This window comes from Nocardia sp. NPDC004260, from assembly GCF_053603155.1.
The window spans coordinates 52,641-74,889 of sequence record NZ_JBSGEZ010000031.1 but is presented as its reverse complement, the minus strand read 5'-3'; the positions used below and the strand labels follow the sequence as shown (position 1 = coordinate 74,889).

The window sequence follows — 22,249 nt, the reverse complement described above, 5'->3', positions numbered from 1 at the left end:
CCGACATGTCCACCGAACTCATCGCTTACGCCGATATCGACACCGTGCTGGGGCACCGCGACGGGCGCTTCTTCGGCGAGGGCTACAAGCGGATCACCCACCGCATCTTCGACATCACCCTCGACCGCGACGCGCAGGACCGTCCCCGGCTGACGGCGACCGCGGGGGTGCACTATCCGCTGGACTGGTCGCGCAAGAGCACCCGCGTGCTGGTCCCGCACGTGAGCAGCATCGATTGCTCGATCTTCGGCTACCGGCTGCTCGAGGTGATCCTGCGCGAGTGCTACGGGCTCACCGACAGCGAGATCCGTTCGTGCTGGGTTCCTTTCGTCCAGTTCAGCAGTGGGACCATCGCGACGGAGTCGCTGGAGGAGTTCCCGATCAGCGCGACGGTGGTCGCGATGGAGGGCGAGACGATCAGCATCACCGGGGCGCTGGGCGGCGGTATGAGCCTGGAGGCCACCGTGGCGTTGCCCGCGCCACCGCGTCCGGCCCAGGCCGCACGGCACGCCGTGCGTGAGACGGGCCGGGGGTACTTCCACGGTGGGGTGTACGCCCGCGGGCAGTACCTGCGCAATGTCGTCGTATCCGGCGGCGGCAGCCGGGCGCAGGCCGATTTCGCTCTCGCGGAACCCGATCCGGCCGGGCCGTGGCTCGGTGTGGCCGACGCCTACCAGCCTTCGGTCACGCTGGTCGACGCGACGGTGATCCTGGCGCAGCTGTCCCAGGTCGTGCTCTACGAACTGGACAACATCGCCCGCAAGGACAGCGAGACGCTGTGGATGCGCCGGATGACCGCCCGCGCGTCCGCTCCCCCGGCACCGTTCACCTCGGGCACCGCGACCACGCACATGGCGCGATCGATGGTCCTCGCCTTCGGCGGCGGCGACTGGCGCATCTCCAGCTGGGCTTCGGACTTCGCCGGGTGCGAGATCCGATACGACCTCGCGCACCGTCTGCCCGCCTGACCCGCGCAATTCCGAACCTTCAGAAAGGCATCCCCATGTCGGGAAACAATTATCGACGCATCGTGATATCCGGGACCTACTCGACCGGAAAGACCACGACCTCCACGGCGCTGTCCCTGCTGACCGGGATTCCCCGGGTGGACGCCTCGTCCGCGCGCGAAGTGGTCACCGAGCTCTATCCGGGCATGCGGTTCCAGGACCTGAGCACCACCGAACTGATGGCGCTCGGTTTTCGCAGGCTGGAGTTGCGCATTCAGGCCGAGGCGATCCTCGATGCCCAGGGCGGATTCATCGCCGATGGTTCGGTGCTCAACGAGTGGGTCTACGGCACCACGCGGCTGATCACCGGCCCGAACCCCGGGTCGACCCGGTGGCACAAGGCGGTCAAGAACACCCTCACCCTGCCCGGTCGGCCGTTCTACCGCCGTTATCTCAACGCCTACGGCGATATGGCCCGGCAGCGGGCCCGGCAGAACTACGACATCTTCTTCCACCTTCCGGTGGAGGTGCCGATGGATCCCGACGGCCACCGGCCGGTCGACGAGCGCTACCGCGCCATCTCCGATCGGCAACTGCTGCACGCGATCAGCGAGCTCGGGCAGCCGGTGGTGACGGTGCGCGGCACCCCCGAACAGCGCCTGGAATCCATCGTCTCGATGCTCGACATCCCCACCGTGATGGACATCGACGTCGCGGTGAAGGAGGCGATGGAGATCGTGCGCAGCAGCCGCGAGCGGGTTCAGGAAACGATCGTCGCCCAGGCACAACCGAACACTCTCGGCCGCAAGATCAAGTTCGCCACCCGCGTTTAGGAGCACGCCATGACCGTCCTGCTGGACAAGACCAAACGCTACAACCCGATCGACTCGTGGTTCTACGACAACTTCATCTCCGATGCCGTACGGGAGATGACCCCGACCCTGTTCGACGACATCGTCGCCCAGCTCGACGACGGCGCCCAGGTGCTCGACGTCGGTTGCGGCGGTGGGCAACTCGCGGTCGGGCTGGCCACCGCCGGGACCACGTTGCGGCTGACCGGCATCGACCTGTCCCCGCAGCAGGTGCGCAGGGCACGCAAGCGCGGCGCGGCGCTGGGCAGCCGGATCCAGTTCCGGGAAGGCTCGGCGATGGACCTGCCCTTCCCCGACGCCGCCTACGACGCGGTGATCAGCTCCGGCTCGATCAAGCACTGGCCGAATCAGCGCAAGGGTCTCGCGGAGATGATCCGGGTGCTGCGGCCGGGCGGTCTGCTGCTGGTGATCGAGGCGGACCGCGGCTGCACCTTCGAGGACGCGCGGTCGTTCGTCGACCGCTGGAAGCTGCCGCAGCCGATGGCGCGCGCCTGCCTGCCGTTCTTCCGCACCTACATCGCCGGCTACGGCATCGACCTGGAGGACGGCCGCGAGCTGGTGGCCGACCTCCCGGTCACCGAGGCGACGGTGCGGCGCATCTCAGGCGAGCCCGGTATTCAGATCACCGCGCGCAAACTGGACGAGTGAACAAGGCTCCCGTCGGCGAATCCTGCCGGTGATCGGGCCGGGCGGCGGCACGGCCGAGACGCCGCCCGGCTCGATCCGGTGTTCTCACGAGCGCCGGGCGCGCTGGGGCTTGCGTGCGGCTTCGTCGGCTACCTCAGCCTGCCGTTCGGCGGGCACCAAGGCGCGGATGTCCTCTCGGGAGCCGATCATCAGTTTCGCCAGGATCGAGCTCATCTGGGCGTCGACGGTCTTGAAGGAGCTGCCGCGCCGGGCGGCGATGGCGGTGTTCGTCCAACCGGCCGCCGCCAGCACTGCCACTTCCTGTTCGGCCGCCGACAATTCCTCCCAGTGTGAGGGACGGCGCTGCCGGACCGGATGTTCGACCGGTAGCCGGTCCAGCGACAGCTTCCCCAAAGCCAGCTGCACCACCTCGCCCAGCTCCGGACGCAGCAGCGCACCCTCGCGCTCGGCCTCCGCGAAGGTGGACTCGCCCAGGACCGCCCGGGCGGTGTCGGCGGCGATCTCGGTCTCCATGGCGAACGGGCCGAGATTGGACATGTTCACGCCGATTCTGTCGCGCAACGTGGCGCCGCCACCGACCAGGCGCGCGATATCGCGCGCCCGAGCCGTCACCGCGCCGGAGCCGCCGCCGGCGTCGCGGATCGAGCGCGCCAGTGCCCAGGCGGTGATGTGGACGGCCCACACCACGCCCCACTGATCGCGCATCGCCCGCTGAGTGGTCAGCGCGGCCCGTATCACGGCGAGCGCTTGTTCCGCGTCGCCGTCTTTGATCAGTGCGATCGCCCTGGCCAGCTTCGCCCACGACGCGGCCCATCGCGCGCCGGAGCGCTCGGCGTGGTCCAGGTGTCGCTGGGAGGTCTCCAAAGCCTGCGCCGGTGTGCCGAGCAACGCCGCGGCCAGCGCTTCGAACAGTTCGCTCATCGCGGCCCCGCCGCGGTCGCCGTCGGCCAGGAACCGCTCCCGAGCGCGGGCCAGTACGGCGATCGCGCGCACATCCCGGCGCACCAGCATCAGCTCGGCGCCTCTGGCGAATTCCACCGGGGCGGGCAGTTCGATGTCGTCGAGCCGCTCGCGCCACCCCGCACGAGCCGCTGGGTCGGGCACGCAGAGTGCGACGCAGTCCTCCAGCATCCGATCGGCGTCGCGGTGCATGCCCTGGCACAGGCTGATCCACGTGATCAGCGACATCGCCGTCACCTGCAGTGGCACCGGCTGCGGGTCCAGCGTCCAGCTGGCGGCCAGCGTGCGCTCGGCCCAGCGGCGCGGTTCGCGCAGCGAACCGCTGAGGAACGGGATGCGCAGCGCGATCAGCCCGGCGGCGATCTCCAGCCCCACCACGGCCTCCTCCGGCACCGCGAGGCTGCCCGCTATGGCGCACAGCACGTTGTCCCAGGCCGCGCGCGCCCAATCCAGCAGATCCTGCTCTTCCGGGCCGAACCATCCCGCCCCGGCCGCCACGACCTTGTCGCGGTAGTAGCCGCGGTGCCTGCTGGCCAACCGGGCCGGTTCGCCGTCGCGTTCGGCCAGTCGCTGCTGGGCGAACAGGCGGACGCTCTCCAGCAGCGAGTACCGCACCGTTGTCGCGGTCAGATGCACCGTGACCAGTGATTGGTCCGCGAGCCGTTCGAGCAGGCCGTCGATCTCCGCGCGAGCCAACCCGCCCGGCTCGTCGTCGGCGCAGACAGCCTCGATCGCCTCCAACTCCGCGCCGACGTCCGACGCCGCCGGGTCCATGTTCTCCGGGTCGGCGTCGTACCCGGCCGCGAATACCGACAGCCGGTCGAACAGCAGCCGCTCTTTGTCCCGGCACAGGTCGTAGGACCAGGCGATGACGTCGCGGATACCTTGATGCCGTGCCTCCGCGCCGATCCGGGGACCGTGTGACCAGCGCAGCCGCCGGTCGCTCGCCTCGCCGGTGAGGTCACGCAGGATCATCCGCAGCGGCTGCCGCAACAGCCGTGCGGCGGCCAGCCGGATGTAGAGCGGATGGTTGTGCACATGGCGGCAGATCTCCACCGCCAGCTCGGTCTCCTCCTCGGCGACGGTGTGCCCGGTCAGACCGGCGCGCGCACGGAACAGGGTGAGCGCCTGTTCCCGCGACAGCGCGGGCACCGGCACCAATTGCTCGTCGACCCAGCCGATCGCCTCGCGGCTGGTGGCCAGCACGGTCAGCCCCGGCGCCGCCTCCAGCAGGTCGGCGATCACCCGCCCCGCGCCGTCCAGCACGTGTTCGCAGTTGTCCATCACCAGGATCGTCTGCAGGGTGCGCCCGACCGCGTCGTGGCGGCGCAGCGTGTCGAGCACCGCCTCCCACGCCGACCGCCCGGAGAAGTCGGCGTCGATGAGCGAGCGCGCGAGGAGTTCCTCGACCGCCGCAGCGCCGGAGTCCCTGGACAGCAGCGCCAGGCGCACCCAGTGCACCGGCACGCGTCGCGCCTTGTGGAACCGCTGCGCCGCCTCGGTCGCCAGCCTGGTCTTGCCGATGCCACCCGCGCCGATCAGCGTGACCAGGCGGGTTCCGCCCAGCAGCGCCATGCCGATCTTCTCCAATTCGCGCTCACGCCCGACGAAGTCACTGGTGGCCACGGGTGCAGACCCCAGACCCGACGTACGTCCTTCCGACACAACAGGGCAGCCTAGTCGGGTCGCGCCGGCGGATACGCGGGTCTCTACCGATGCGCGGTGTCCACCTATGCGCGGACGATTGCGCTGTCGCGGCAGTCGATCGCACGACCGGAAGGACACGATGGTGGGACGGATACTGGTACTCGGGGCGGGCGAATGCGGGTTACCCCTCGCTCACCGTCTGCTGCGCGGCGGGCGGACGGTGACGCTGGTGACCGATCGGGACGCCGACGCGGTTCTCGCGGGCACCGTGACCAGCACCCAGGTCAAGTTCCCGCCCACCCTGGACCTCGAGTCGGATATCGGCCTGGGCTTCTGGCGCTCGACAGCGCCGAATATCGAGGGCATCCGGTTCACCATGGCCATCGATCGCGCGGCGGTGGTCGGCTGGACCGGACGATTCACCCGCCCGGCCCAGAGCGTTGATCAGCGGACGGTGTTCGCCCGCTGGCTCGGCGAGTTCCTGGCCGGGGGCGGCGACTTGCGCATCGCCGAGCCCTCGGTACCGGAGCTCGACCGGCACGCCGCCGACCATGACCTGACCGTGGTGACCCGTGCGGGCCGTGAGCTGGCCGGCTGCTTCGAAGCCGATGCGGCGTGGCCGGTAGCCGCCGCACCGATGCGACGACTGGCGGTGCTCTATCTCGACGGCGTCCAGCCGGACCCGGAGAACCTCGGCTACTACACCACGCTGCCCGAGCACGGTGAGGTGATCTCCTATCCCGGACTGACCGGACGACCGGGGCAGGAACGCCGCTGCGAAATCCTGCTTTTCGAGGCCCGGCCGGGCGGCGTGCTGGACGTGTTCGACCAGCACGCCACGCCAACGCAACGCTGGGCGCGGGCCCGGGAACTGTTGACGGCGCACCTGCCCGCCGACCTCGCCGAGCGCTACCGGCACGCTCAGCCGACCGATGCCGGAGCGACGCTGGTGGGCGCGGTGACCCCGGTCATGCGTCGTCCGGTGGGCACCCTGCCGTCGGGCAGGCCGGTGCTGGGCGGAGGCGACGTGGTCTGCCGGATGGACCCGGGCGGCGCACAGGGCGCCAACAACGCCGTGCACTGCGCGGTCCGCTACGGCGAGGCGATCCTGCACGATCCCGACGGGCCCTATGACCGCGCGTGGATGGAGTGGGCGGCCGCCCCGTGGCTGACGGCTGTCGCGCACCCCGCGGCGCGGTGGACGGCCACGGTGCTCGATCCGCCACCCGCGTTGCGCGAGATGATGCTGGCGGCCCAGCACGACACGACGCTGGCGGACGCCTTCGCCGACACCTTCGCCCGGCCTGCGAACCTCACCCGGCTCGCGGCGGCAGCGCCGTCCTGACCGACTGCCGGATTCAGGATTGCCAGGGCGGCGTTTCGGGGAAGACGACCGGCAGCGCGGTCAGAGCGCGGTGAAAAGGCCCCGGCCGCCAGGTCAATTCGTGCACCGGCACGGCGGGCCGCAGTTCCGGCAGCGCGTCCAACAACTGGTCCACCGCGTCCTGGCTGATCAGGTAGGCCGCGCTGCGAGCCGGACAGGCGTGTGGCCCGGCGCCCCAGGCCAGATGTGATCGGTTGCCGCTGTGGTCGTGCCCGCTGATCGCCGGATCGTTGTTGCAGGCGGCGAAGCTGATGACGACCGGCTGATGCGCGGGCAGCCAGACGTCGTCGATCAGGATCGGCTGGCGCGGATAGGTGACCGAGAAATTCGCCATCGGCGGGTCGGTGAACAACACCTCGTCGAGGGCGTCTCGGGTGGACAGGCTCCCGCCGAGGACGTCGCCGCCGAACCGGTCGTCGGTCAGGATCAGCACCAGGGTGTTGATGATCAGGTTCTGCAGCGGTTCGATGCCCGCCCCGTAGAGCACGACGAGCTGGTGGATCACCTCCGTGTCGTCCAAACCGGCCGGATGCCGCAGCAGCCGCGTCGTGATGTCCTGGCCGGGCTCGGCGCGCTTGAGTTCGAGCAGCCGCAGCAGCGCGGTGACGAGCAGGCGATTGCCCTCTTCGGCGTCCACCCCGTCGAACACGGCGCGGGTCGCGGCGGCGACTTCCTGCCCGATTTCCGGCGGGCAGCCCAGCATGGCGTTGATCGCCTCGAAGGCGAGCGGAAAAGCGTACTGCGACACCAGATCGGCGCTGCCCGCCGCGCAGAAGGTGTTGATCAGCGGGACCGCGATCCGCTCCACCGTCTCGTGTAAGGCGTGCAGATCGACGGCATCGATGCTCGCGGTGTTCGCCTGGCGGTAGCGCGCGTGCTCCTCCCCCGTACTGCGCATGGCGTTGGGACGCCACTCCAGCACCGGCAGCACCGGGCAGCCGGTGGGAACGTTCGCCTGCCAGGCGCGCGGGTCGGCGGGAAAGTGCGCCGGATCGTGCATGATTCGCACCGCCGTGTGATAGCCCAGTACCAAGGTCGCCGACACGCCCGGCGCGAGCTCGACCGGCGCCATCGAACCGTAACGGGCGCGCATGTCGCGGTAGGCGGCATGCGGATCGGACGCGAACTCCGGGGAATACAGCGATACGCGCTCGATATCGTGGTCGATCGGCGAACCATGGTGTACGCCGGAATTATTCGCGGTGCGATCGAGGTCTCGGGACGTGGTCAACGCGTCACTCCCACGGTAGAAGCGTGCACGGCGAGCGCGGGCGCACTCGGCGAGGATCGTCGCGGCGCCGTCCGGTTCATACGGCGCAGCACTGCGACGCATCGTCCCGACCGCGCAGCGGATCGACACACAGGATGGTCGCGTAGGTAGAAAGCGGGCATCGGTAGCCGCGCGTGACCTGCGGGGATGCGGCCGCTTCCGCTGCACCGCAACCGGATTCGATACGGCTCGACGCCCGGTCGTCCTCCCCCGACCGACATGGTCACCGACGGACACTCACCGGCTGCGCCGTGCGGGCACGCGAATCCTGCGGGGACGCTGGGTATTCGCTACAGAAGGCAGGACCGACTGACGCGTCCGATCCGAGACGGTGGCCCGGCCGCGCGCCCGCATCCCCGGGAGCACAAGCACTTCGACGTGCATGTGGCTGGTGTATAACTTCCATCGGCCCGGTCGACTCAACCGACAAGCGATAGCGAGAAACGATGCACGGTTACCTGAACCAGGTGTCCCAGAGCACGACCCCCTCCGGCTATCCGACACGCGAGCCCGAGACCCGCGCCGTCACGCCGCCGCGCACCGCGGATCTCGTCGTCAGCGCGCTGTTGTGGTTCCTGCCCGCGACGCTGGCGGCGATGTCGACGATCCTCGCGCCGTGGTTCCTGATGGCGGGCGGCATCTGCGAGTCCAAGCCGGAGTGCCGGGTCGACACCAGCGCGGGCGTCTGGATCATGGTCGGCGGCGGAATCGTGGGCTTCGCCCTGGGCGCGTTGCTGTCGGTGCTGGCGGCCCGGCAGGGACGGGCGATGTTCCCTGGCGCGTTGGTCGGTGCGGTGCTGGTCCTGCTCGCGTGGTTCGCCGCCTCGTTCCTCATGGGCTGAGCCGCGCGTCGCCGGCCGCCGCGACCGACCGTGACCGCGCCGCGCAGCGCTCGGGGAATGGCGCGGGTGTACTATTCGCCGGAATCACCCCACCGCGGGAGCTCGGGCACGGCCGGGCTGAGAGGGCGGACCGCACGCGTCGCCGACCGCATGAACCTGTCCGGGTAATGCCGGCGTAGGGAGAGCGTTTCCGTCATGTCGTCGACCCGCGCGAGCGCGGCGCAAGAAGCCCCGCTCACCCTCGACCAGCCCGCGCCGAAAGTGCTTTCGTTCTGGGATCAGAGCGCGTTCTGGGCCAATCTCGGCGTCAGCCTCATCGCGTTCTCCGGCGCGTATACGGTGCTCGCGCCGAATACCGAGGGCGCGGCGCAGATCTCGATCGCGGCGGGCATCCTGGCGACCGTCCTCGGCACCCTGGTGGGCGGACTGATGCTCGGCGCCGCCGCGCTGACCGGCGCGCGTACCGGACAACCCGCGATGGTGCTGCTGCGTGGGCTGTTCGGCGCGAAACTCAGCTATCTGCCTACCGTCCTGAATATCGCGCAGCTGATCGGTTGGGGAACGTTCGAGCTGATCGTCATCGGCGACGCGGCAGGGGAACTGTTCGGCGGCGGCCCGCACTGGCTCTATGTGGTGGTCGCGGGCGTGCTCACGACCGTCCTCACGATCTGGCCGCTGGGCTCGGTCCGTCTGCTGCGCAGGTTCGTGACCGCCGGTGTGGTGATCGCCCTGATCTGGTTCTACGCGCAGTTATTCCGCGCCGGTCTGCCCGACCTGCGGGCGAACCCGGGACCGAGCGGGAGCGGACCGTTCGGCGTCGACTGGAACCTCTTCTGGGTCGCCACCGATGCCGCCTTGGCCGTCTCGATCTCGTGGGTTCCGGTCGCCGCCGACTACACCCGGCACTCCCGCACCGGCCGCTCGGCGTTCGGCGCGGCCAGCGGCGCGTACGCGCTCACCCAGATCATCGCCTACGTCCTCGGCCTGTTCGCGCTGGCGCTGGCAACCGGCGCAGGCGGGCCGTACGCACCGTTCCTGCAGGTGAGCCTCGGTGCGCTGTTCTTCTTCGTGTTCGTGCTGCGGGAGGCGGACCAATCGTTCGCCAATGTGTACTCCACCGCCGTGTCGATCCAGAACCTCGCGCCGCGCGTCGACCGCCGGGTGCTCTCGATCGGCCTCGGCGCCCTGATCACGGTGCTGGCCCTGCGGTTGGACATGACCAACTATTTCGGCTTCCTCGGACTCATCGGTTCGGTATTCGTGCCGCTGCTCGGCGTGCTGGTCGCCGACTTCTTCCTGCGGGCCCACCGCGAGTGGAACACCGCTCCCGACGCGCCGGCGCGGTGGGGCATGGTGGTCGCATGGCTGGCGGGATTCGCGGTGTATCAACTGATCAACCCGGGTGACGCCGGAGTGTGGACCGAGTTCTGGGATCGGGTTCGACAGGCTCTGCACTTCACCGCGCAGGCGTGGATGAGCGCATCGCTGCTGTCGTTCCTGGCGGCGCTGGCGGTGGCCTGGCTGGTCGGCAAGGTGGCGGTGAGGACCCCATCGGCGTAGCGAATGCGCCACCATGGAGACATGGGCCAGATCAGGATCGGCACGTCGGGCTGGGTCTACCCGCCCTGGCGCGGGACGTTCTATCCGCAGGGGCTGCCGCACAAGCGCGAGTTGGCCTATCTCTCGGAGCAGCTCGACAGCGTGGAGATCAACGGCTCGTTCTACGCACTGCAACGCCCGTCCAGCTACCAGAAGTGGGCGGAGCAGACTCCGGACGATTTCCTCTTCGCGGTGAAGGGCAGCCGGTTCATCACCCATATGAAGCGGCTGCGCGACGGAGACGAACTGCTGGCCAACTTCCTCGCCTCCGGTCCGCTGGCGCTCGGGCCCAAGTTGGGGCCGATTCTGTGGCAGCTGCCGCCGACCTTCCGCTTCGACGCCGATGTGCTGGACGCCTTCTTGTCCGGGCTACCGCGCAGCACCGAGCAGGCCGCCGAGATCGCACGGCGGCACGATCACCGCGTCGATCCCGCGCATACGAGCACCGACGCCGACCGGCCGTTGCGGCACGCCCTGGAGATCCGGCACGAGAGCTTCGTGACCCCGGCCTGCACCGATCTGCTCCGCCGCCACCAGGTCGCCCTCGTGGTCGCCGACGCGGCGGGCAAGTACCCGCTGCTGGAAGAAGTCACCGCCGACTTCGTCTACATCCGGTTGCACGGGCACGACGAGCTCTACGTCAGCGGATACACCGACGAGGGCTTGGACATGTGGGCGGAGAAGATTCGCTCGTGGGCCGGATCGCTGGACGTCTACACCTATTTCGACAACGACGCGAAGGTGCGGGCACCGCGCGACGCGATGGCGTTGCGGGAGCGCCTGGCATCGCTCGTGTCGCCACGGCCTGCGGGATGACGAAGGTGACGCGGCAGGTCGCGGTGTGCGGACCCAGAGAGTGCACGCGACAGGAAGCGGAGTGGGCGCGTGCGGTCGGCGAACTCTTGGCGCGGGCCGGGGTCACCGTCTTGTGTGGCGGCGGATCCGGGGTGATGGCCGCGGTCGCCGGTGGTGCCGCCGAGGCCGGTGGACTGGTGATCGGCGTGCGTCCGGACACCGACCGCGACGCGGTGTGTCCCGGGCTGTCGGCGGTGCTGTTCACGAACATGGGTGAGGCGCGCAATGCGATCCTCGTCGAGTCGGCGGACGCGGTGATCGTCATCGGCGGTTCGTGGGGCACGCTGTCGGAGGTCGCGCTGGCCCGCAGGCGTGGTGGCATTCCGGTTGTCTCCCTGGGCGGTTGGCAGATTCGCGACGCGAATGGACGTCCGGTGGCGGCGACGGTGGGCGCGGCCGATCCGGCCGACGCGGTGCGCCGGGCGCTGGACGGGATCGATTCCGCACCGGCCGAGCCGACCTGAGGCCACCGATCGATCCGGGGCGCACGGCGCGGTGCACAAGGCGTCAGGAGCCGACCATGCCTCGCGCGGCACGCACCGCGGACGGTCGTTGCGCCAGGCGCGAATTCGGCTCACCTGCGCTGCGCCGAAAAATTGGCGCTGTGATTGCCCTCTGTAGCCAGCGCGGCACTGCCACAAGTTTTCCGGATTGCCGAATCGCCTGATGCGTGCGGTCGGACGTAGTCCGTCCTCAGCCCGCGCATGGCCGGAGCGAAGGCGGAGGTACGCCTAACCTGCGCTCTCCCAGATCTTTCCGATCACGCAATCTTGCGCATCACGCAAATTTCGCTACCGTGGAGCCGTGGCATTCGTACTCGGCCTGCGCGAACGCAAGAAGCTCGCCACCCGCGAGGCGCTCGGTTTCGCGGCGTTGCGACTGGCCGTGGAGCGGGGGCTGGACAACGTTCTCGTCGAGGACATCGCCGCGGCGGCCGGGGTGTCGCCGCGAACGTTCAACAACTACTTCGCGAGCAAGTACGAGGCCGTCTGCTCGGTGGCGGTGGACCGGGCCCGCCGCATCGCGGACGCCCTGCGCACCCGCCCGGTCGCCGAGCCGCTGTGGCCCGCGGTGATCCACGCGGTGCTGGCGGAATTCCGCGACGCCGAGCCACCCGATTCCGCGTGGACCGCGGGCGTTCGCCTGATCACCCGAGCGCCGCTGCTGCAAGGTGAGTACCGCAGATCCCAGGCGGTGATCGAGGACGCACTGGCCGAAGCCATCGCCGAGCGCACCGGCCGCCCGATCGACGCCGACATGTTCCCGCGGATCATGGCCGGCGCTCTCACGGCAGCGCTGTGCGTGGCCATCGACCGATGGGTCGATGCCGATCCACCCGTTCCCGCGCTACCGGTCATCCGGGAGGCGTTGCGGCAGTTGTCCCTTCTCCCAGGAGCGTTTCCGATGGATGTCCCCACCCAGCACACTCTCGCCGTCCCCGGCGCGACCCTCTACTACGAGATCCGCGGCACCGGACCGCTGTTGCTGCTGATTCCCGGCGGCAACGGTGACGCCGCATCCTTCGACGCCGTCGCCGAGCGGCTCGCCGACCGCTACACCGTGGTCGCCTACGACCGGCGCGGCTTCACTCGCAGCCCCCTCGACGGACCGCCGCACGATCGCGTGATCACCGACGGCGCGGACGCCGCCGCGCTGCTCACGCACCTCACCGACCAGCCCGCCCACGTCCTCGGTAGCAGTTCCGGGGCGATCGTGGCGCTCGAATTGCTGCGCGCCCGGCCGGAACTGGTGCGCACGCTCGTCGCGCACGAACCACCGCTGGCCACGCTGCTGCCCGATGGCGAGAAGTGGCTGGCCTTCCTCGACGGCATCCACGAACAGAGCAAGACCGAAGGCACCTCCGCCGCCATGGCCGCGTTCGCGGCGGGCATCGGCATGCGGTCCACGCCGCCTCCCCCCATCGAACAGATGCCGCCGGAAGCCGTCGCGATAGTCACCAGGATCCAGCAGAACTTGGTCTTCTGGATGGAACACGAGCTGAGGCAGTATCCCCGGTACGCCCCGGATCTCGCGGCGTTGCGCGCGGTGTCGGACCGGCTGGTACTCGGCGTCGGACGCGAATCGAGAGATACCTTTCCCGGCTTCCCGAACGCTGTACTCGCGAAAGAACTCGGCCTGGACCTCGTCGAGTTCGCGGGCGACCACGTCGGCTATCGCAGCGCCGCCGATGAATTCGCCGCGCAACTCGGTCGCGTCCTGACCCGCGACACACCAGCCGCCGCGGACTAGGCCGACTGGCGCAGGGGATGCAGGGCGGCCAGCGCCCGCAGGGCGTCGGCGCGTGAGATGGGCTGGTCGTTCTCCAGGGCGGCCAGTTCCAGTTCGATCCAGTCGCGGATGAGCGCGGACATGGTCACGTTGCGCTGCTCGGCGGCCTTTTTGACCCGCTGGTGCAATTCCAGTGGGATGCGCAGCGACGTGGTGACGGTGACCGTGTCCTCGGCGCGCAACGGCGGGGGCAGCTCGGCCGCGTCGACCGGCGCGTCACTGTATTCCAGACCGGAGAGGAAGTCCCGGACGGCCTCCGGGTTCGTCGGATAGTCAGTCATCGGTGTGCTCCCAACGCTCGAGTTCGGCCACCTGGGCCTCGGTCATCTCGACCGCGCCCAGGATGTCCCACTGCCAGCCTTCGGTGCGGCGGACAGCGACGATGAGCGGCCGGCCCGCCTCGGTCCGGCCCCACACCGTCAGGACCGCGAGCTCGTTCCGGCCGTGCGCCTGCCGAGGCCATCGGCGGGCACCCATGAGCACCTGCAGCACTTCACGCGGGTCGATTCCCACCAGCGACAACAGTGCCCACTCAGGCCAGTTATAACCCACGATCAGCGATAATACAAGTGTATTGCAAGGAAGCTCACCGCGCTCTCGCCCGGGACAGATTCCAGCTCTGCCAGCTGTCCTCGCCCAGATCGGCGCGCAACCTGGCACGCACGTCCGCACGCAGCGGCTCGGGAAGCCGTTCGGTCGCGGGCATGATGTCCGGCGACAGCGTCACCAGGTATTCGGTGTCCAGCGCTTTGCCCCGCTGCCAGCGATCGATGTTCTCCTCGGCGATGAGTCGCTCCGGGTCCACCACGGCCAGCGCCAGCAAGGTCGCCATGGCGGTGCCGAGTACGGCGCGCGGCAACCATGCCCGGCGGAGTCGCAGCACCGCGACCAGGACCAGGACGTAGACCAGGCCGAGCCACAGTTCACAGACTTCCACCAGCAGGCGCAACACCGTGAAGCCGTAGGCCCGCTGATAGGTCCACATCCGGCCGAGCGCCGAGGCGACGATCACCAGCGCCAGCAGGCTCACCGCCGTGAGCAGACCGCGCAGCCACCACCGGTCGGCGGGCGCGTCCTGGGCCGCCCAGCGCAACACGACAACGAGCACCGCGAGGGTAAGGACGGTGACCGCCGACAGCTGCCAGAAGCCGGTGCGGGCGTACTCGGCGTAGGTCAAGCCCGACGTCTTCCGGACATGCTCGTCGCCGCCGAACAGCACGACGAACTGGGTCGCGACGAAGGCCGCGAACAGGATCGCGAGCGCGCCGACCGGCAGTGCCCATTCCGAACGGCGCAGTGTTCGCCCGCCCGCGCGCGCGGTGGCGGGCGGCGGCGGTCCCGCGAGCACGAACAAGGCACTGACCGCACCGAGCGCGACCACCGCGAACAGGACGATCCACCGCACCACCGAGGGGATGTCCAGATCCGGCGTCACGGTCTCCAGCAGGGCGGCGAACATCGCGTCGGCGCTGCCGAGCAGCGGAACGAAGACCGCGAGCAGCGCGACGGTCACCGCCACCGACAGCCCGAGCCGCCAGGCCCGTGGCGTGTGCGCACCGCGCACCCCGGCGGTACCGGCGTACACCCACGGCACGGCGGAGACCGCCTCCAGGCCGAGCGCGAGGGTGTCGTAGAGGATGCCGTTCGCCGAACGGCGTCCCACGACCGCCAGCGAACCGGCGACACACGCCGCGAGCAAGCACAAGGCGAACAGCCAGCCCGCGGCGCGGACGGCGCCTACCGCGAGCAGGGCGAGCGCCAGCGTCGCCCACCACGCGCGTCCCACGAACCGCGCTCCGCGCGCGTAATGCGATGTCGCCGCCCATCCTTCGAGCGTTCGTTCCGCGTCCCCTGTGGTGTCTTCCGTCGTGCTCGCCACGTCCCCGCGGGCGTTCCGGTCGACGAGGACGACCGCCGTCACCGCGATCGCGGCGGCGAGCACCCAGCCGATGCCGGGCCGGTCCCAGTGGACGAGGATCGCCGCCGCCAGACCGGAGACGAGCGCGGCAGGAACCACGCCGGGAGGACAGACGACACGCCGCCACTTGGGTGGCCGCTGCCACGCGGTCGGGCCGCCCGGGAAAGGCTGGACGGACCCGCCGGTCGGTGTACCCGCAGCGGCGATGCCCACCGTCGGTACCTCCGATCCGGCGACCGGTGGCTCGACCATCGCAGTCCCGGAAATCAGTGTGGTGGAAGCATTTTCAGCGCTCCATGCGACAGAGTCCTCGGGTTCGGCCGTCGAGGCGGATTCGGGTTCGGGAGGCATGGTTCGTCCCTAAGTTTGTAGGTGTCTGGGGTTGGTGCCCTGGATGCCCAGGGCGGTGGGGTGTAGCTGATGGTTGTTTGCCTCTATCGAGGCTTGAAAGGACTGGCTGCCCCGCCGTGCTGGACGCTCCGGCTGCTGATTGAGAGCTTGTTGCGGTCGTCGCTGGTTAGGGATCTGACGGCGGGGTTGTCCACGGGCTGGAACTGCAAGGTCAGGAGCATGTGGGTGGCAACTCGCCCTCAGATCTGGGTCGGGATCGATGTCGGCAAGCACGCGCATCACGCGTGCGGGGTCGATGAGACCGGCAAGACGGTGTTCAGTCAGAAGTTCGGTAATGACCAGGCCGCGATCGAGGCGTTGATCGCCCGTGCCGACCAGGCCGCCGACCGGGTGTGGTGGGCGATCGATCTGACCAGCCCGATGGCATTGTTGCTGATCACCGTGCTACTGGCCGCCGATCAGACGGTGACGTATGTGCCGGGCCGGGTGGTGAATTCGATGACCGGCAGCTTCCGCGGCGAGGGGAAGACCGACGCCAAGGACGCGCGAGTGATCGCGCAGAGCGCCCGTCTGCGCGAGGACCTGAACCAGGTCGTGATGCCTGATGAGCTCGTGGTCGGACTGACCCAGCTGACCAGCTACCGCACCGACCTGATGGCTGACTGGGTGGCCGGGATCAACCGGTTGCGTGCCATGCTCGGGTCGATCTTTCCCGCGTTGGAAGCCGCGTTCGACTTCGCGAACCGGACTCCGCTGATCCTGGTCGCCGGGATGTGCACCCCAGCCGAGATCAGGACAGCCGGAATCGACGGTGTCACAACACATCTCACCGAACACGGGGCCTGGAAACCGGGCATCGCCAAGACTGCCGCTGCCGCCCTCGACGCCGCCGGACGCCAGAGCCTGGCCCTGCCCGGTGAGACCGACACCGCGATGCTGGTCACACGCATCGCACGCAAGCTCCTCGATCTGGACCGTGAGATCAAAGACACCGACAAACTCATCACGACCCGATTCCGGGAGCACCCGTGGGCGGCCATCATCGAATCCCTGCCCGGCATGGGCCCCGGGCTCGGGGCGGAATTCCTCGTCGGCACCGGCGGTGACCTCGCTAATTTCGCCAGCGCGGGCCGTTTGGCCTCCCACGCCGGGCTGGTCCCGGTCTCTCGCGATTCGGGCCGCGTCAGCGGCAATCTGCACCGCCCGAAACGCTACAACCGGCGCATGCGGCGCGTGTTCTTCATGGCCGCCCTGTCCAGCCTGCGCTACGACAACGGGCCCTCGCGGCGGTTCTACGACCGAAAACGCGGGGAGCGACTCATCCATACCCAAGCCCTCCTAGCCCTGGCCCGACGCCTGGTCGACGTGCTGTGGGCACTGCTGCGCGACGGACGTGAATTCAGCCTCGACACACCCGCCCCGACGACTGCTGCGGCTTGACACGGTCATTGAGAGTCCCTTCGATAGGCGTGCGGAATCACCCCGGCACCGTTCTGGCGGTCCGGGTCGGATGATGTGGCAGGTCAGCGCCCGGGCAGAACGACCCGGATACGGGAGCCCGGCTCGGCGACCGCGATGGTGCCGCCGTGCAGGTCGACCACCCAGCGGGCGATGGCGAGGCCGAGCCCGGTGCCGCCGCCCGTGCTCCGGCCGCCCTTGGTGAACCGGTCGAACACCCGGGCGCGTTCGGCGTGCGGGATGCCGGGGCCGTCGTCGTCGACGTCGATCACGGCCTCGCCTTGCGAGACACGCACGGCCACGCGGACTTCCCCGCCCGCGGGTCCGTGGCGAGCGGCGTTGTCGAGCAGGTTGAGCAGCACTTGGTGCAGACGCGCACGGTCGGCGTACACGCGGGCGGCGCCGGGCTGTACGTCGGTGCGGAATCGCACGCCGCGCCCGAGCGCGGCGGTCATGACCTCCGCTTCGGCGACGACGTCGGCCAGCAGCGGCGCGATCGGCAACTCCTCGCGGTCGAGCGGGAAGGCGCCCGCTTCGATGCTGGAGAGATCGAGCAATTCGGACACCAGCAGGGTGAGCCGTTCGGTTTGGGCCAGTGCGGTACGCAGGGTCGCCGGGTCGGGTTGGGAGACGCCGTCGACGAGGTTCTCCAATACCGCCTGCAAAGCGGTGATGGGCGTGCGCAATTCGTGCGAGACGTTGGCGATCAGGTCGCGGCGTTGCCGGTCGGCCGCCGCGAGGTCGGCCGCCATCTGGTTGAACGCCTCGGCCAGTTGCCCGACTTCATCCCGGGAACTCGCCCGCACCCGCAGGGTGTAGTCGCCGTGGGCCATCCGTTTCGCCGCCGCGGTCATCTCGCGCAGCGGCCTGGTGATGCCGTGGGCGAGGAACTGCGAAGTGAGCAGCGCGATCATCACCGCGGTGAGCGTGGTGCGCGGGGGCAGCCATCCGATCTTGAAGCGGAAGAATCCGAATGCGACCCCGCCGGAGCACAGCATGAGGATGGCGAGCTTCAGCTTGATCGACTTCACCGGGTCCAGTGGCCGGGGCAACAGCTCGGCGATCCGATCGCTCACTCGGCGCACCCACCGCCATTCGCCGTATTTCGCGCCCGCGCCGGGTATTTCGCGTTTCACCTCCGGCGCGCTCTCGGGTTCGGTACTCATCGGGCCTCGAGGGCGTACCCGACGCCGCGCACGGTGCGGATCAGGTCGGCGCCGAGTTTGCGACGCAACGCCTTGATGTGGCTGTCGACCGCGCGGGTGCCCGCCGCGTCGGACCAGTCCCAGACGTCTTCGAGCAGTCGCTCGCGCGCGAGCACCGCGCGCGGGCGGCGGGCCAGCCGGGCCAGCAGATCGAATTCCAATGGCGTGAGCAGGGCCTCGACCTCCGCGCGCCAGACCCGGCGCTGGTCGACATCGATTCGGAGATCACCGACCAGGATCGTCGCGCCGTCGCGGTCGGCGGCCCGATCCAGCCGGCGCAGCAGCGCGTGCACCCGGGCCGCGAGTACGCGCAATGAGAAAGGTTTCGTGAGATAGTCGTCCGCGCCGACACCCAACCCGACGAGCTGGTCGGTTTCCTCGGCGCGCGCGGTGAGCATGAGTACGGGCACCGGGCTGCGCGCCTGAATACGGCGGCACACCTCCAATCCGTCGAACCCCGGCAGCATGACGTCGAGCACCACCAGGTCCGGTCCGACGGCCTCGGCGGCGGCGACGGCCGAGGGGCCGTCGTGCGCCAGGTCGACGGTGTACCCCTCCGCCCGCAGGCGCGCCGCGACGGATTCGGCGATGGTCATCTCGTCGTCCACCACCAGGATCCGCCGTGCGGCCTGCGCCGGTGCGCTGTGTTCCATGCACCGAACCCTAGCCACCGGCTGTGGAGAGATCCGGGCTCGATTGTGGAGATTTCGTGTGCATCCACGCGGGCGCGCCCGCGTTCACGGCCGGGGCCACGGACGCTTGTCGATGCGTTCGATGTCGGTGTTGAACCGCTTCAGGAATGCGGCGAACGCGGCGATGTCCTGCGCCGTCCAGTCCGCCAGGACATTTTCGAGAGCGCGGACGTTGTAGGCGCGTTCGGCGTCGAGCTGGCGGCCGCCCTCGGCGGTGATCCGGAATTTGCGTGCCATGCCGCCGTCCGGATCCGGAATGCGTTCGATCAGACCGGCTCCGCGCATGGCGGTCGTCTGCCGGTGCAGCGTCGAGGTGTCCAAGCCGAAGGCATCGCTGAGTTCACCCACGGACATCGGGCCCTGCACCCGCAGCCTGCTCAGCACCGTGTAGGCGCTGCGGTCGAGGTGGCCACGGCCCCGGCGGGCCTTGGCGCTGAGGCTGTGCCGCCCCAGCAGCATGGTCTCGAACTCCACCGAAGATACGGGCTTGTCCACACAACGCTCCTGCCGATATTCGCCAGCTACGTGCTCATCTCCGCACCTATACCACACCCCTGCGGTCCGACCAGCTATTTGCATAATACAACTCTTGTGCATCATGCAATTCATATGTACCGCGCACAAGAATCGAGAAGAGAGGGAGACCCGCGTGACAGCACCATCGGCAGCTCGGTCCGAGGGCATCGTCGGCGTACTCGCGGCGGCAGGCATCGTCGCCGCACTGATGCAGACCCTGGTGGTGCCGCTGATCGGGGACCTGCCCCGGATCCTGCACACCACACCGTCCAACGCGTCCTGGGTGATCACGGCGACGCTGCTCGCCGGCGCGGTGGCCACCCCGATCACCGGACGCCTCGGCGATCTCTACGGCAAGCGCCGCATGCTGCTGGCGTGCACGGTTCCGCTCATCGCCGGATCGCTGGTCTGCGCGCTGGCGAGTTCGGTGGTGCCGATGATCGCCGGTCGCGGCCTGCAGGGCATCGGCATGGGTGTCGTCCCGCTCGGCATCAGCGCATTGCGCGACGTCCTGCCCACAGAACGACTCGGCACGTCCATCGCGGTGATGAGCGCGTCGATGGGAATCGGCGGCGCGCTGGGTCTTCCGCTGGCCGCGGCGGTGGCCGAGAACGCCAGCTGGCGCGTGTTGTTCTGGGGCTCGGCGGCGCTGAGCGCGGGTGTCGCCACGCTGATCTGGCTGCTGGTGCCCGCCATCCCGGCACGCGGCGGCGGCGGTTTCGACGTTCCCGGCGCACTCGGTCTCGGCACGGCGCTGGTGTGCCTGTTGCTCGCGGTGTCCAAGGGCGCCGATTGGGGCTGGACGAGCGGAACCATCCTCGGCCTGTTCGCGGTCGCGGTCCTGGTCCTCGCGGTGTGGGGCTGGTGGGAACTGCGTACCGCGGACCCGTTGGTCGACCTGCGCGTGACCGCGCGCCCGCAGGTCCTGCTGACCAACGCGGCCTCGATCGTGGTCGGGTTCGCCATGTACGCGCAGTCGCTGATCATCCCGCAGTTGCTGCAACTGCCGGTGGTCACCGGGTACGGTCTCGGACAGTCCATGCTGGCGATGGGATTGTGGATGGCCCCCGCCGGCCTGGTGATGATGGCGGTCTCCCCGCTCGGCGCCCGGCTCTCGGCCGCGCGCGGGCCGAAGGTGACGCTCGCCGTCGGCAGTTCGGTGATCGCCCTCGGATACGGTTCGTCGGTCCTGCTGATGGGGTCGACCTGGGGGCTGCTCATCGTCACCTGCGTGTGCAGCGGTGGCGTCGGCCTCGCCTACGGCTCGATGCCCGCGCTCATCATGGGCGCGGTCCCGCTGTCGGAAACCGCGTCGGCCAACAGCTTCAACACCTTGATGCGCTCGATCGGCACCACGGTGTCGGCCGCGGTCGTCGGCGTCGTCCTCGCGCAGATGAGCACCCGCCTCGGTGGGCACACCATCCCCACCGAGGCCGGCTTCCGCACGGGATTGCTGATCGGTTGCGGCGTCGCGGTGCTAGCGGCGCTCATCGCGCTGGCCATTCCGGTTCGCAAGCCTGGCGCGACGCTGCCGGAGGCCGACCACGAGCCCGCGGCCGCGCGCGCCTGAGCGCCGCGGCCCGCGCGGGGGTCAGGCGAAAAGGCGGGCGACGAACGGAATGCTGTCGGACAGCGAAGCGGCCATCGTGGCGCTGTGATCCTTGCCCGGATACACGTGGACCTCGGGCCGGACGCCGTGCGATTCCAGATCGGTGACCAGCTTCGCGGTCAGCGGAGCCGGGACGTCGGTGTCGTTGGTGCCCTGTCCGATGAACAGCGGCCGGTCATAGCCCGTGAGCGGAACGTCCATGACGGAGCGGGCGGTGGCGACGAAATCGCCGTCCGCCAGCGGGCGCGAGAACAACCGGTTGACCGAGATCCCTTGCGCCCGCTCGGCCAGCGGCTGGAAGCACAGCGATTCGGCGGCGGTGACCAATTGCTTGCCGACCGGGCTGAGGTAACTGTCGAGATCGAAGCCAGGTCGCGCCGCCTGCAGTCCGTTCAAGACATACGCGATATAGGCGGTGAGGTGCGAATTGTCGATCGGAGGGGCGTCGGGCCCGAGGAACGAGGCGGCCTCGACGACATTGGAGGCGGGGCCGGTGGCGACCGCGCCGCGATAGTCCAGTTCAGGGGCGTACGCCGTGGCCAGCGAGGCGGTGAACACCGCGGCTCCGCCGCCCTGGGACTGCCCGATGGCCACCCACTTCGACGACAGCGAATCCTCGACGGCGCGGGCCGCGCGCACCATGTCGATCCCGGCGTGCGCCTCGGCACGTCCGTCCAGATACGCGTGCGGCCCCGGGGTGCCCAGACCGATGTAGTCGGTCGCGACGACGGCGTAGCCCTGGCGCAACCAGGTCGCCAGGTAATCCAGGTCGCGCTTGCTACGGCCCGCTGTCGACGGCGCGCATTCGTCGGCGAGGCCGACCGTCCCGTGCTCCCAGGACAGCACCGGCCAGCCACCGCTCGGCGGCGTCCCCGCGGGAACGAAGACCGCACCACCGGCCAGCGCGGGCCGGTCATCGGAGGTCCTGGTCCAATACGTCAGGCGGCGGGCCGCGCCCGCGCCCTCGATCCAGAGCTGTTCGGGCAGCGCCTCGTCGGTGGCGACCGCGCCCGGAGCCGCGCCCGGCCCGGTGGGGTCGGCCACGGCCGCCCCCAGCGGGGGACCCGCGAAAAGCAATGCGGCTGCGGCCACGGTGATTCCTGCACGTCGCACCGACATGGCGCCACCTTTCGGTTCTCAATTTGGTGTCCCGTCGAGACACTGTAGCCCGATTGTCGGCTAATGTG

General features: G+C 69.5%; 20 protein-coding genes and 1 riboswitch. Of the genes, 11 read left to right on the top strand and 9 right to left on the bottom strand.

Annotated features, from left to right (window positions below; all coding sequences use genetic code 11):
* Window positions 1-5 precede the first annotated feature (5 nt).
* From ACWEO7_RS19680 to ACWEO7_RS19670, 3 genes are read left to right on the top strand one after another with little or no spacing between them, the layout of a single operon-like run.
* On the top strand, window positions 6-968 hold the full coding sequence (locus ACWEO7_RS19680; protein WP_452425054.1) for an AvrD family protein: 963 nt from the start codon (window positions 6-8) through the stop codon (window positions 966-968).
* Window positions 969-1,003: 35 nt separating this feature from the next.
* The gene (locus ACWEO7_RS19675; RefSeq protein ID WP_452425053.1) at window positions 1,004-1,780 is read left to right on the top strand and encodes an ATP/GTP-binding protein; all 777 of its coding nucleotides are present in this window, start codon (window positions 1,004-1,006) and stop codon (window positions 1,778-1,780) included.
* Window positions 1,781-1,789: 9 nt separating this feature from the next.
* Window positions 1,790-2,467 (top strand): class I SAM-dependent methyltransferase, encoded by a 678-nt coding sequence (locus tag ACWEO7_RS19670; protein WP_355081175.1) that lies wholly within the window; start codon window positions 1,790-1,792, stop codon window positions 2,465-2,467.
* 84 nt (window positions 2,468-2,551) lie between these two features.
* Here the strand turns inward: ACWEO7_RS19670 and ACWEO7_RS19665 are convergent, their stop codons facing one another.
* On the bottom strand, window positions 2,552-5,053 hold the full coding sequence (locus tag ACWEO7_RS19665) for an ATP-binding protein (RefSeq protein ID WP_452425051.1): 2,502 nt from the start codon (window positions 5,051-5,053) through the stop codon (window positions 2,552-2,554).
* A 160-nt stretch (window positions 5,054-5,213) separates the two neighbouring features.
* Between ACWEO7_RS19665 and ACWEO7_RS19660 the strand changes: the two genes are divergently transcribed.
* Complete coding sequence (locus ACWEO7_RS19660) at window positions 5,214-6,419, top strand: styrene monooxygenase/indole monooxygenase family protein (RefSeq protein ID WP_452425049.1); 1,206 nt, start codon at window positions 5,214-5,216, stop codon at window positions 6,417-6,419.
* A 13-nt stretch (window positions 6,420-6,432) separates the two neighbouring features.
* On the opposite strand, the gene ACWEO7_RS19655 is transcribed toward ACWEO7_RS19660, so the two are convergent.
* Window positions 6,433-7,689, bottom strand: coding sequence for a cytochrome P450 (locus tag ACWEO7_RS19655; RefSeq protein WP_452425048.1), 1,257 nt, complete (start codon window positions 7,687-7,689; stop codon window positions 6,433-6,435).
* Window positions 7,690-8,174: 485 nt separating this feature from the next.
* Here ACWEO7_RS19655 and ACWEO7_RS19650 point away from each other — a divergent pair, with 485 nt between their 5' ends.
* The 5 genes from ACWEO7_RS19650 to ACWEO7_RS19630 all read left to right on the top strand — a co-directional run bounded on the left by ACWEO7_RS19650 (window position 8,175) and on the right by ACWEO7_RS19630 (window position 13,274).
* A complete protein-coding gene (locus ACWEO7_RS19650) occupies window positions 8,175-8,570 on the top strand; it encodes a hypothetical protein (RefSeq protein ID WP_355079285.1) in 396 nt (131 codons plus the stop codon).
* Window positions 8,571-8,654: 84 nt separating this feature from the next.
* Window positions 8,655-8,769, top strand: a riboswitch (TPP riboswitch).
* The gene (locus ACWEO7_RS19645) at window positions 8,766-10,130 is read left to right on the top strand and encodes a purine-cytosine permease family protein (RefSeq protein ID WP_452425046.1); all 1,365 of its coding nucleotides are present in this window, start codon (window positions 8,766-8,768) and stop codon (window positions 10,128-10,130) included. Its footprint overlaps the riboswitch before it by 4 nt.
* 21 nt (window positions 10,131-10,151) lie before the next feature.
* Window positions 10,152-10,985 carry a DUF72 domain-containing protein gene (locus tag ACWEO7_RS19640; protein ID WP_452425044.1) on the top strand — a complete coding sequence of 278 codons (834 nt, stop codon included), beginning with the start codon at window positions 10,152-10,154 and terminating at the stop codon, window positions 10,983-10,985.
* Window positions 10,982-11,488 carry an SLOG cluster 4 domain-containing protein gene (locus ACWEO7_RS19635; protein WP_452425043.1) on the top strand — a complete coding sequence of 169 codons (507 nt, stop codon included), beginning with the start codon at window positions 10,982-10,984 and terminating at the stop codon, window positions 11,486-11,488. Before ACWEO7_RS19640 ends, ACWEO7_RS19635 begins: the two co-directional genes overlap by 4 nt.
* 340 nt (window positions 11,489-11,828) lie before the next feature.
* Window positions 11,829-13,274 (top strand): alpha/beta fold hydrolase, encoded by a 1,446-nt coding sequence (locus ACWEO7_RS19630; RefSeq protein ID WP_452425041.1) that lies wholly within the window; start codon window positions 11,829-11,831, stop codon window positions 13,272-13,274.
* Here ACWEO7_RS19630 and ACWEO7_RS19625 read toward each other — a convergent pair.
* From ACWEO7_RS19625 to ACWEO7_RS19615, 3 genes are read right to left on the bottom strand one after another with little or no spacing between them, the layout of a single operon-like run.
* Entirely contained in the window at window positions 13,271-13,594 is a 324-nt protein-coding gene (locus tag ACWEO7_RS19625; protein ID WP_356968399.1) for a ribbon-helix-helix domain-containing protein, read from the bottom strand. The two genes, ACWEO7_RS19630 and ACWEO7_RS19625, sit on opposite strands and share 4 nt — an antisense overlap.
* Window positions 13,587-13,865, bottom strand: coding sequence for a hypothetical protein (locus tag ACWEO7_RS19620; RefSeq protein ID WP_355079297.1), 279 nt, complete (start codon window positions 13,863-13,865; stop codon window positions 13,587-13,589). The genes ACWEO7_RS19625 and ACWEO7_RS19620 overlap by 8 nt, the downstream gene beginning before the upstream one ends.
* Window positions 13,866-13,899: 34 nt before the next feature.
* Window positions 13,900-15,483: a DUF4153 domain-containing protein gene (locus tag ACWEO7_RS19615; RefSeq protein ID WP_452425040.1), complete on the bottom strand. Its 1,584-nt coding sequence runs from the start codon at window positions 15,481-15,483 to the stop codon at window positions 13,900-13,902.
* A gap of 324 nt (window positions 15,484-15,807) precedes the next feature.
* Here ACWEO7_RS19615 and ACWEO7_RS19610 point away from each other — a divergent pair, with 324 nt between their 5' ends.
* Entirely contained in the window at window positions 15,808-17,022 is a 1,215-nt protein-coding gene (locus ACWEO7_RS19610; RefSeq protein WP_452425038.1) for an IS110 family transposase, read from the top strand.
* An 83-nt stretch (window positions 17,023-17,105) separates the two neighbouring features.
* Here ACWEO7_RS19610 and ACWEO7_RS19605 read toward each other — a convergent pair whose 3' ends face one another.
* The 3 genes from ACWEO7_RS19605 to ACWEO7_RS19595 form a co-directional block, all read right to left on the bottom strand.
* A complete protein-coding gene (locus ACWEO7_RS19605) occupies window positions 17,106-18,206 on the bottom strand; it encodes a HAMP domain-containing sensor histidine kinase (protein ID WP_452425036.1) in 1,101 nt (366 codons plus the stop codon).
* A complete protein-coding gene (locus tag ACWEO7_RS19600; RefSeq protein ID WP_452425035.1) occupies window positions 18,203-18,898 on the bottom strand; it encodes a response regulator in 696 nt (231 codons plus the stop codon). The genes ACWEO7_RS19605 and ACWEO7_RS19600 overlap by 4 nt, the downstream gene beginning before the upstream one ends.
* An 84-nt stretch (window positions 18,899-18,982) precedes the next feature.
* Window positions 18,983-19,432: a MarR family winged helix-turn-helix transcriptional regulator gene (locus ACWEO7_RS19595; protein WP_452425033.1), complete on the bottom strand. Its 450-nt coding sequence runs from the start codon at window positions 19,430-19,432 to the stop codon at window positions 18,983-18,985.
* A 154-nt stretch (window positions 19,433-19,586) separates the two neighbouring features.
* Between ACWEO7_RS19595 and ACWEO7_RS19590 the strand changes: the two genes are divergently transcribed.
* The gene (locus ACWEO7_RS19590) at window positions 19,587-21,023 is read left to right on the top strand and encodes an MFS transporter (protein ID WP_452425032.1); all 1,437 of its coding nucleotides are present in this window, start codon (window positions 19,587-19,589) and stop codon (window positions 21,021-21,023) included.
* Between the two features lie 21 nt (window positions 21,024-21,044).
* Here the strand turns inward: ACWEO7_RS19590 and ACWEO7_RS19585 are convergent, their stop codons facing one another.
* Window positions 21,045-22,181 carry a lipase family protein gene (locus ACWEO7_RS19585; protein WP_452425030.1) on the bottom strand — a complete coding sequence of 379 codons (1,137 nt, stop codon included), beginning with the start codon at window positions 22,179-22,181 and terminating at the stop codon, window positions 21,045-21,047.
* Window positions 22,182-22,249: the final 68 nt, after the last annotated feature.

Excerpts from the sequence above, each read along its gene's own strand:
- ACWEO7_RS19585 (WP_452425030.1), bottom strand. The coding sequence starts at position 22,181 with ATGTCGGTGCGACGTGCAGGAATCACCGTGGCCGCAGCCGCATTGCTT.
- ACWEO7_RS19670 (WP_355081175.1), top strand. The coding sequence starts at position 1,790 with ATGACCGTCCTGCTGGACAAGACCAAACGCTACAACCCGATCGACTCG.
- ACWEO7_RS19645 (WP_452425046.1), top strand. The coding sequence starts at position 8,766 with ATGTCGTCGACCCGCGCGAGCGCGGCGCAAGAAGCCCCGCTCACCCTC.
- ACWEO7_RS19660 (WP_452425049.1), top strand. The coding sequence starts at position 5,214 with ATGGTGGGACGGATACTGGTACTCGGGGCGGGCGAATGCGGGTTACCC.
- ACWEO7_RS19605 (WP_452425036.1), bottom strand. The coding sequence starts at position 18,206 with ATGAGTACCGAACCCGAGAGCGCGCCGGAGGTGAAACGCGAAATACCC.
- ACWEO7_RS19615 (WP_452425040.1), bottom strand. The coding sequence starts at position 15,483 with ATGGTCGAGCCACCGGTCGCCGGATCGGAGGTACCGACGGTGGGCATC.
- ACWEO7_RS19650 (WP_355079285.1), top strand. The coding sequence starts at position 8,175 with ATGCACGGTTACCTGAACCAGGTGTCCCAGAGCACGACCCCCTCCGGC.
- ACWEO7_RS19680 (WP_452425054.1), top strand. The coding sequence starts at position 6 with ATGTCCACCGAACTCATCGCTTACGCCGATATCGACACCGTGCTGGGG.
- ACWEO7_RS19600 (WP_452425035.1), bottom strand. The coding sequence starts at position 18,898 with ATGGAACACAGCGCACCGGCGCAGGCCGCACGGCGGATCCTGGTGGTG.
- ACWEO7_RS19635 (WP_452425043.1), top strand. The coding sequence starts at position 10,982 with ATGACGAAGGTGACGCGGCAGGTCGCGGTGTGCGGACCCAGAGAGTGC.
- ACWEO7_RS19625 (WP_356968399.1), bottom strand. The coding sequence starts at position 13,594 with ATGACTGACTATCCGACGAACCCGGAGGCCGTCCGGGACTTCCTCTCC.
- ACWEO7_RS19640 (WP_452425044.1), top strand. The coding sequence starts at position 10,152 with ATGGGCCAGATCAGGATCGGCACGTCGGGCTGGGTCTACCCGCCCTGG.
- ACWEO7_RS19675 (WP_452425053.1), top strand. The coding sequence starts at position 1,004 with ATGTCGGGAAACAATTATCGACGCATCGTGATATCCGGGACCTACTCG.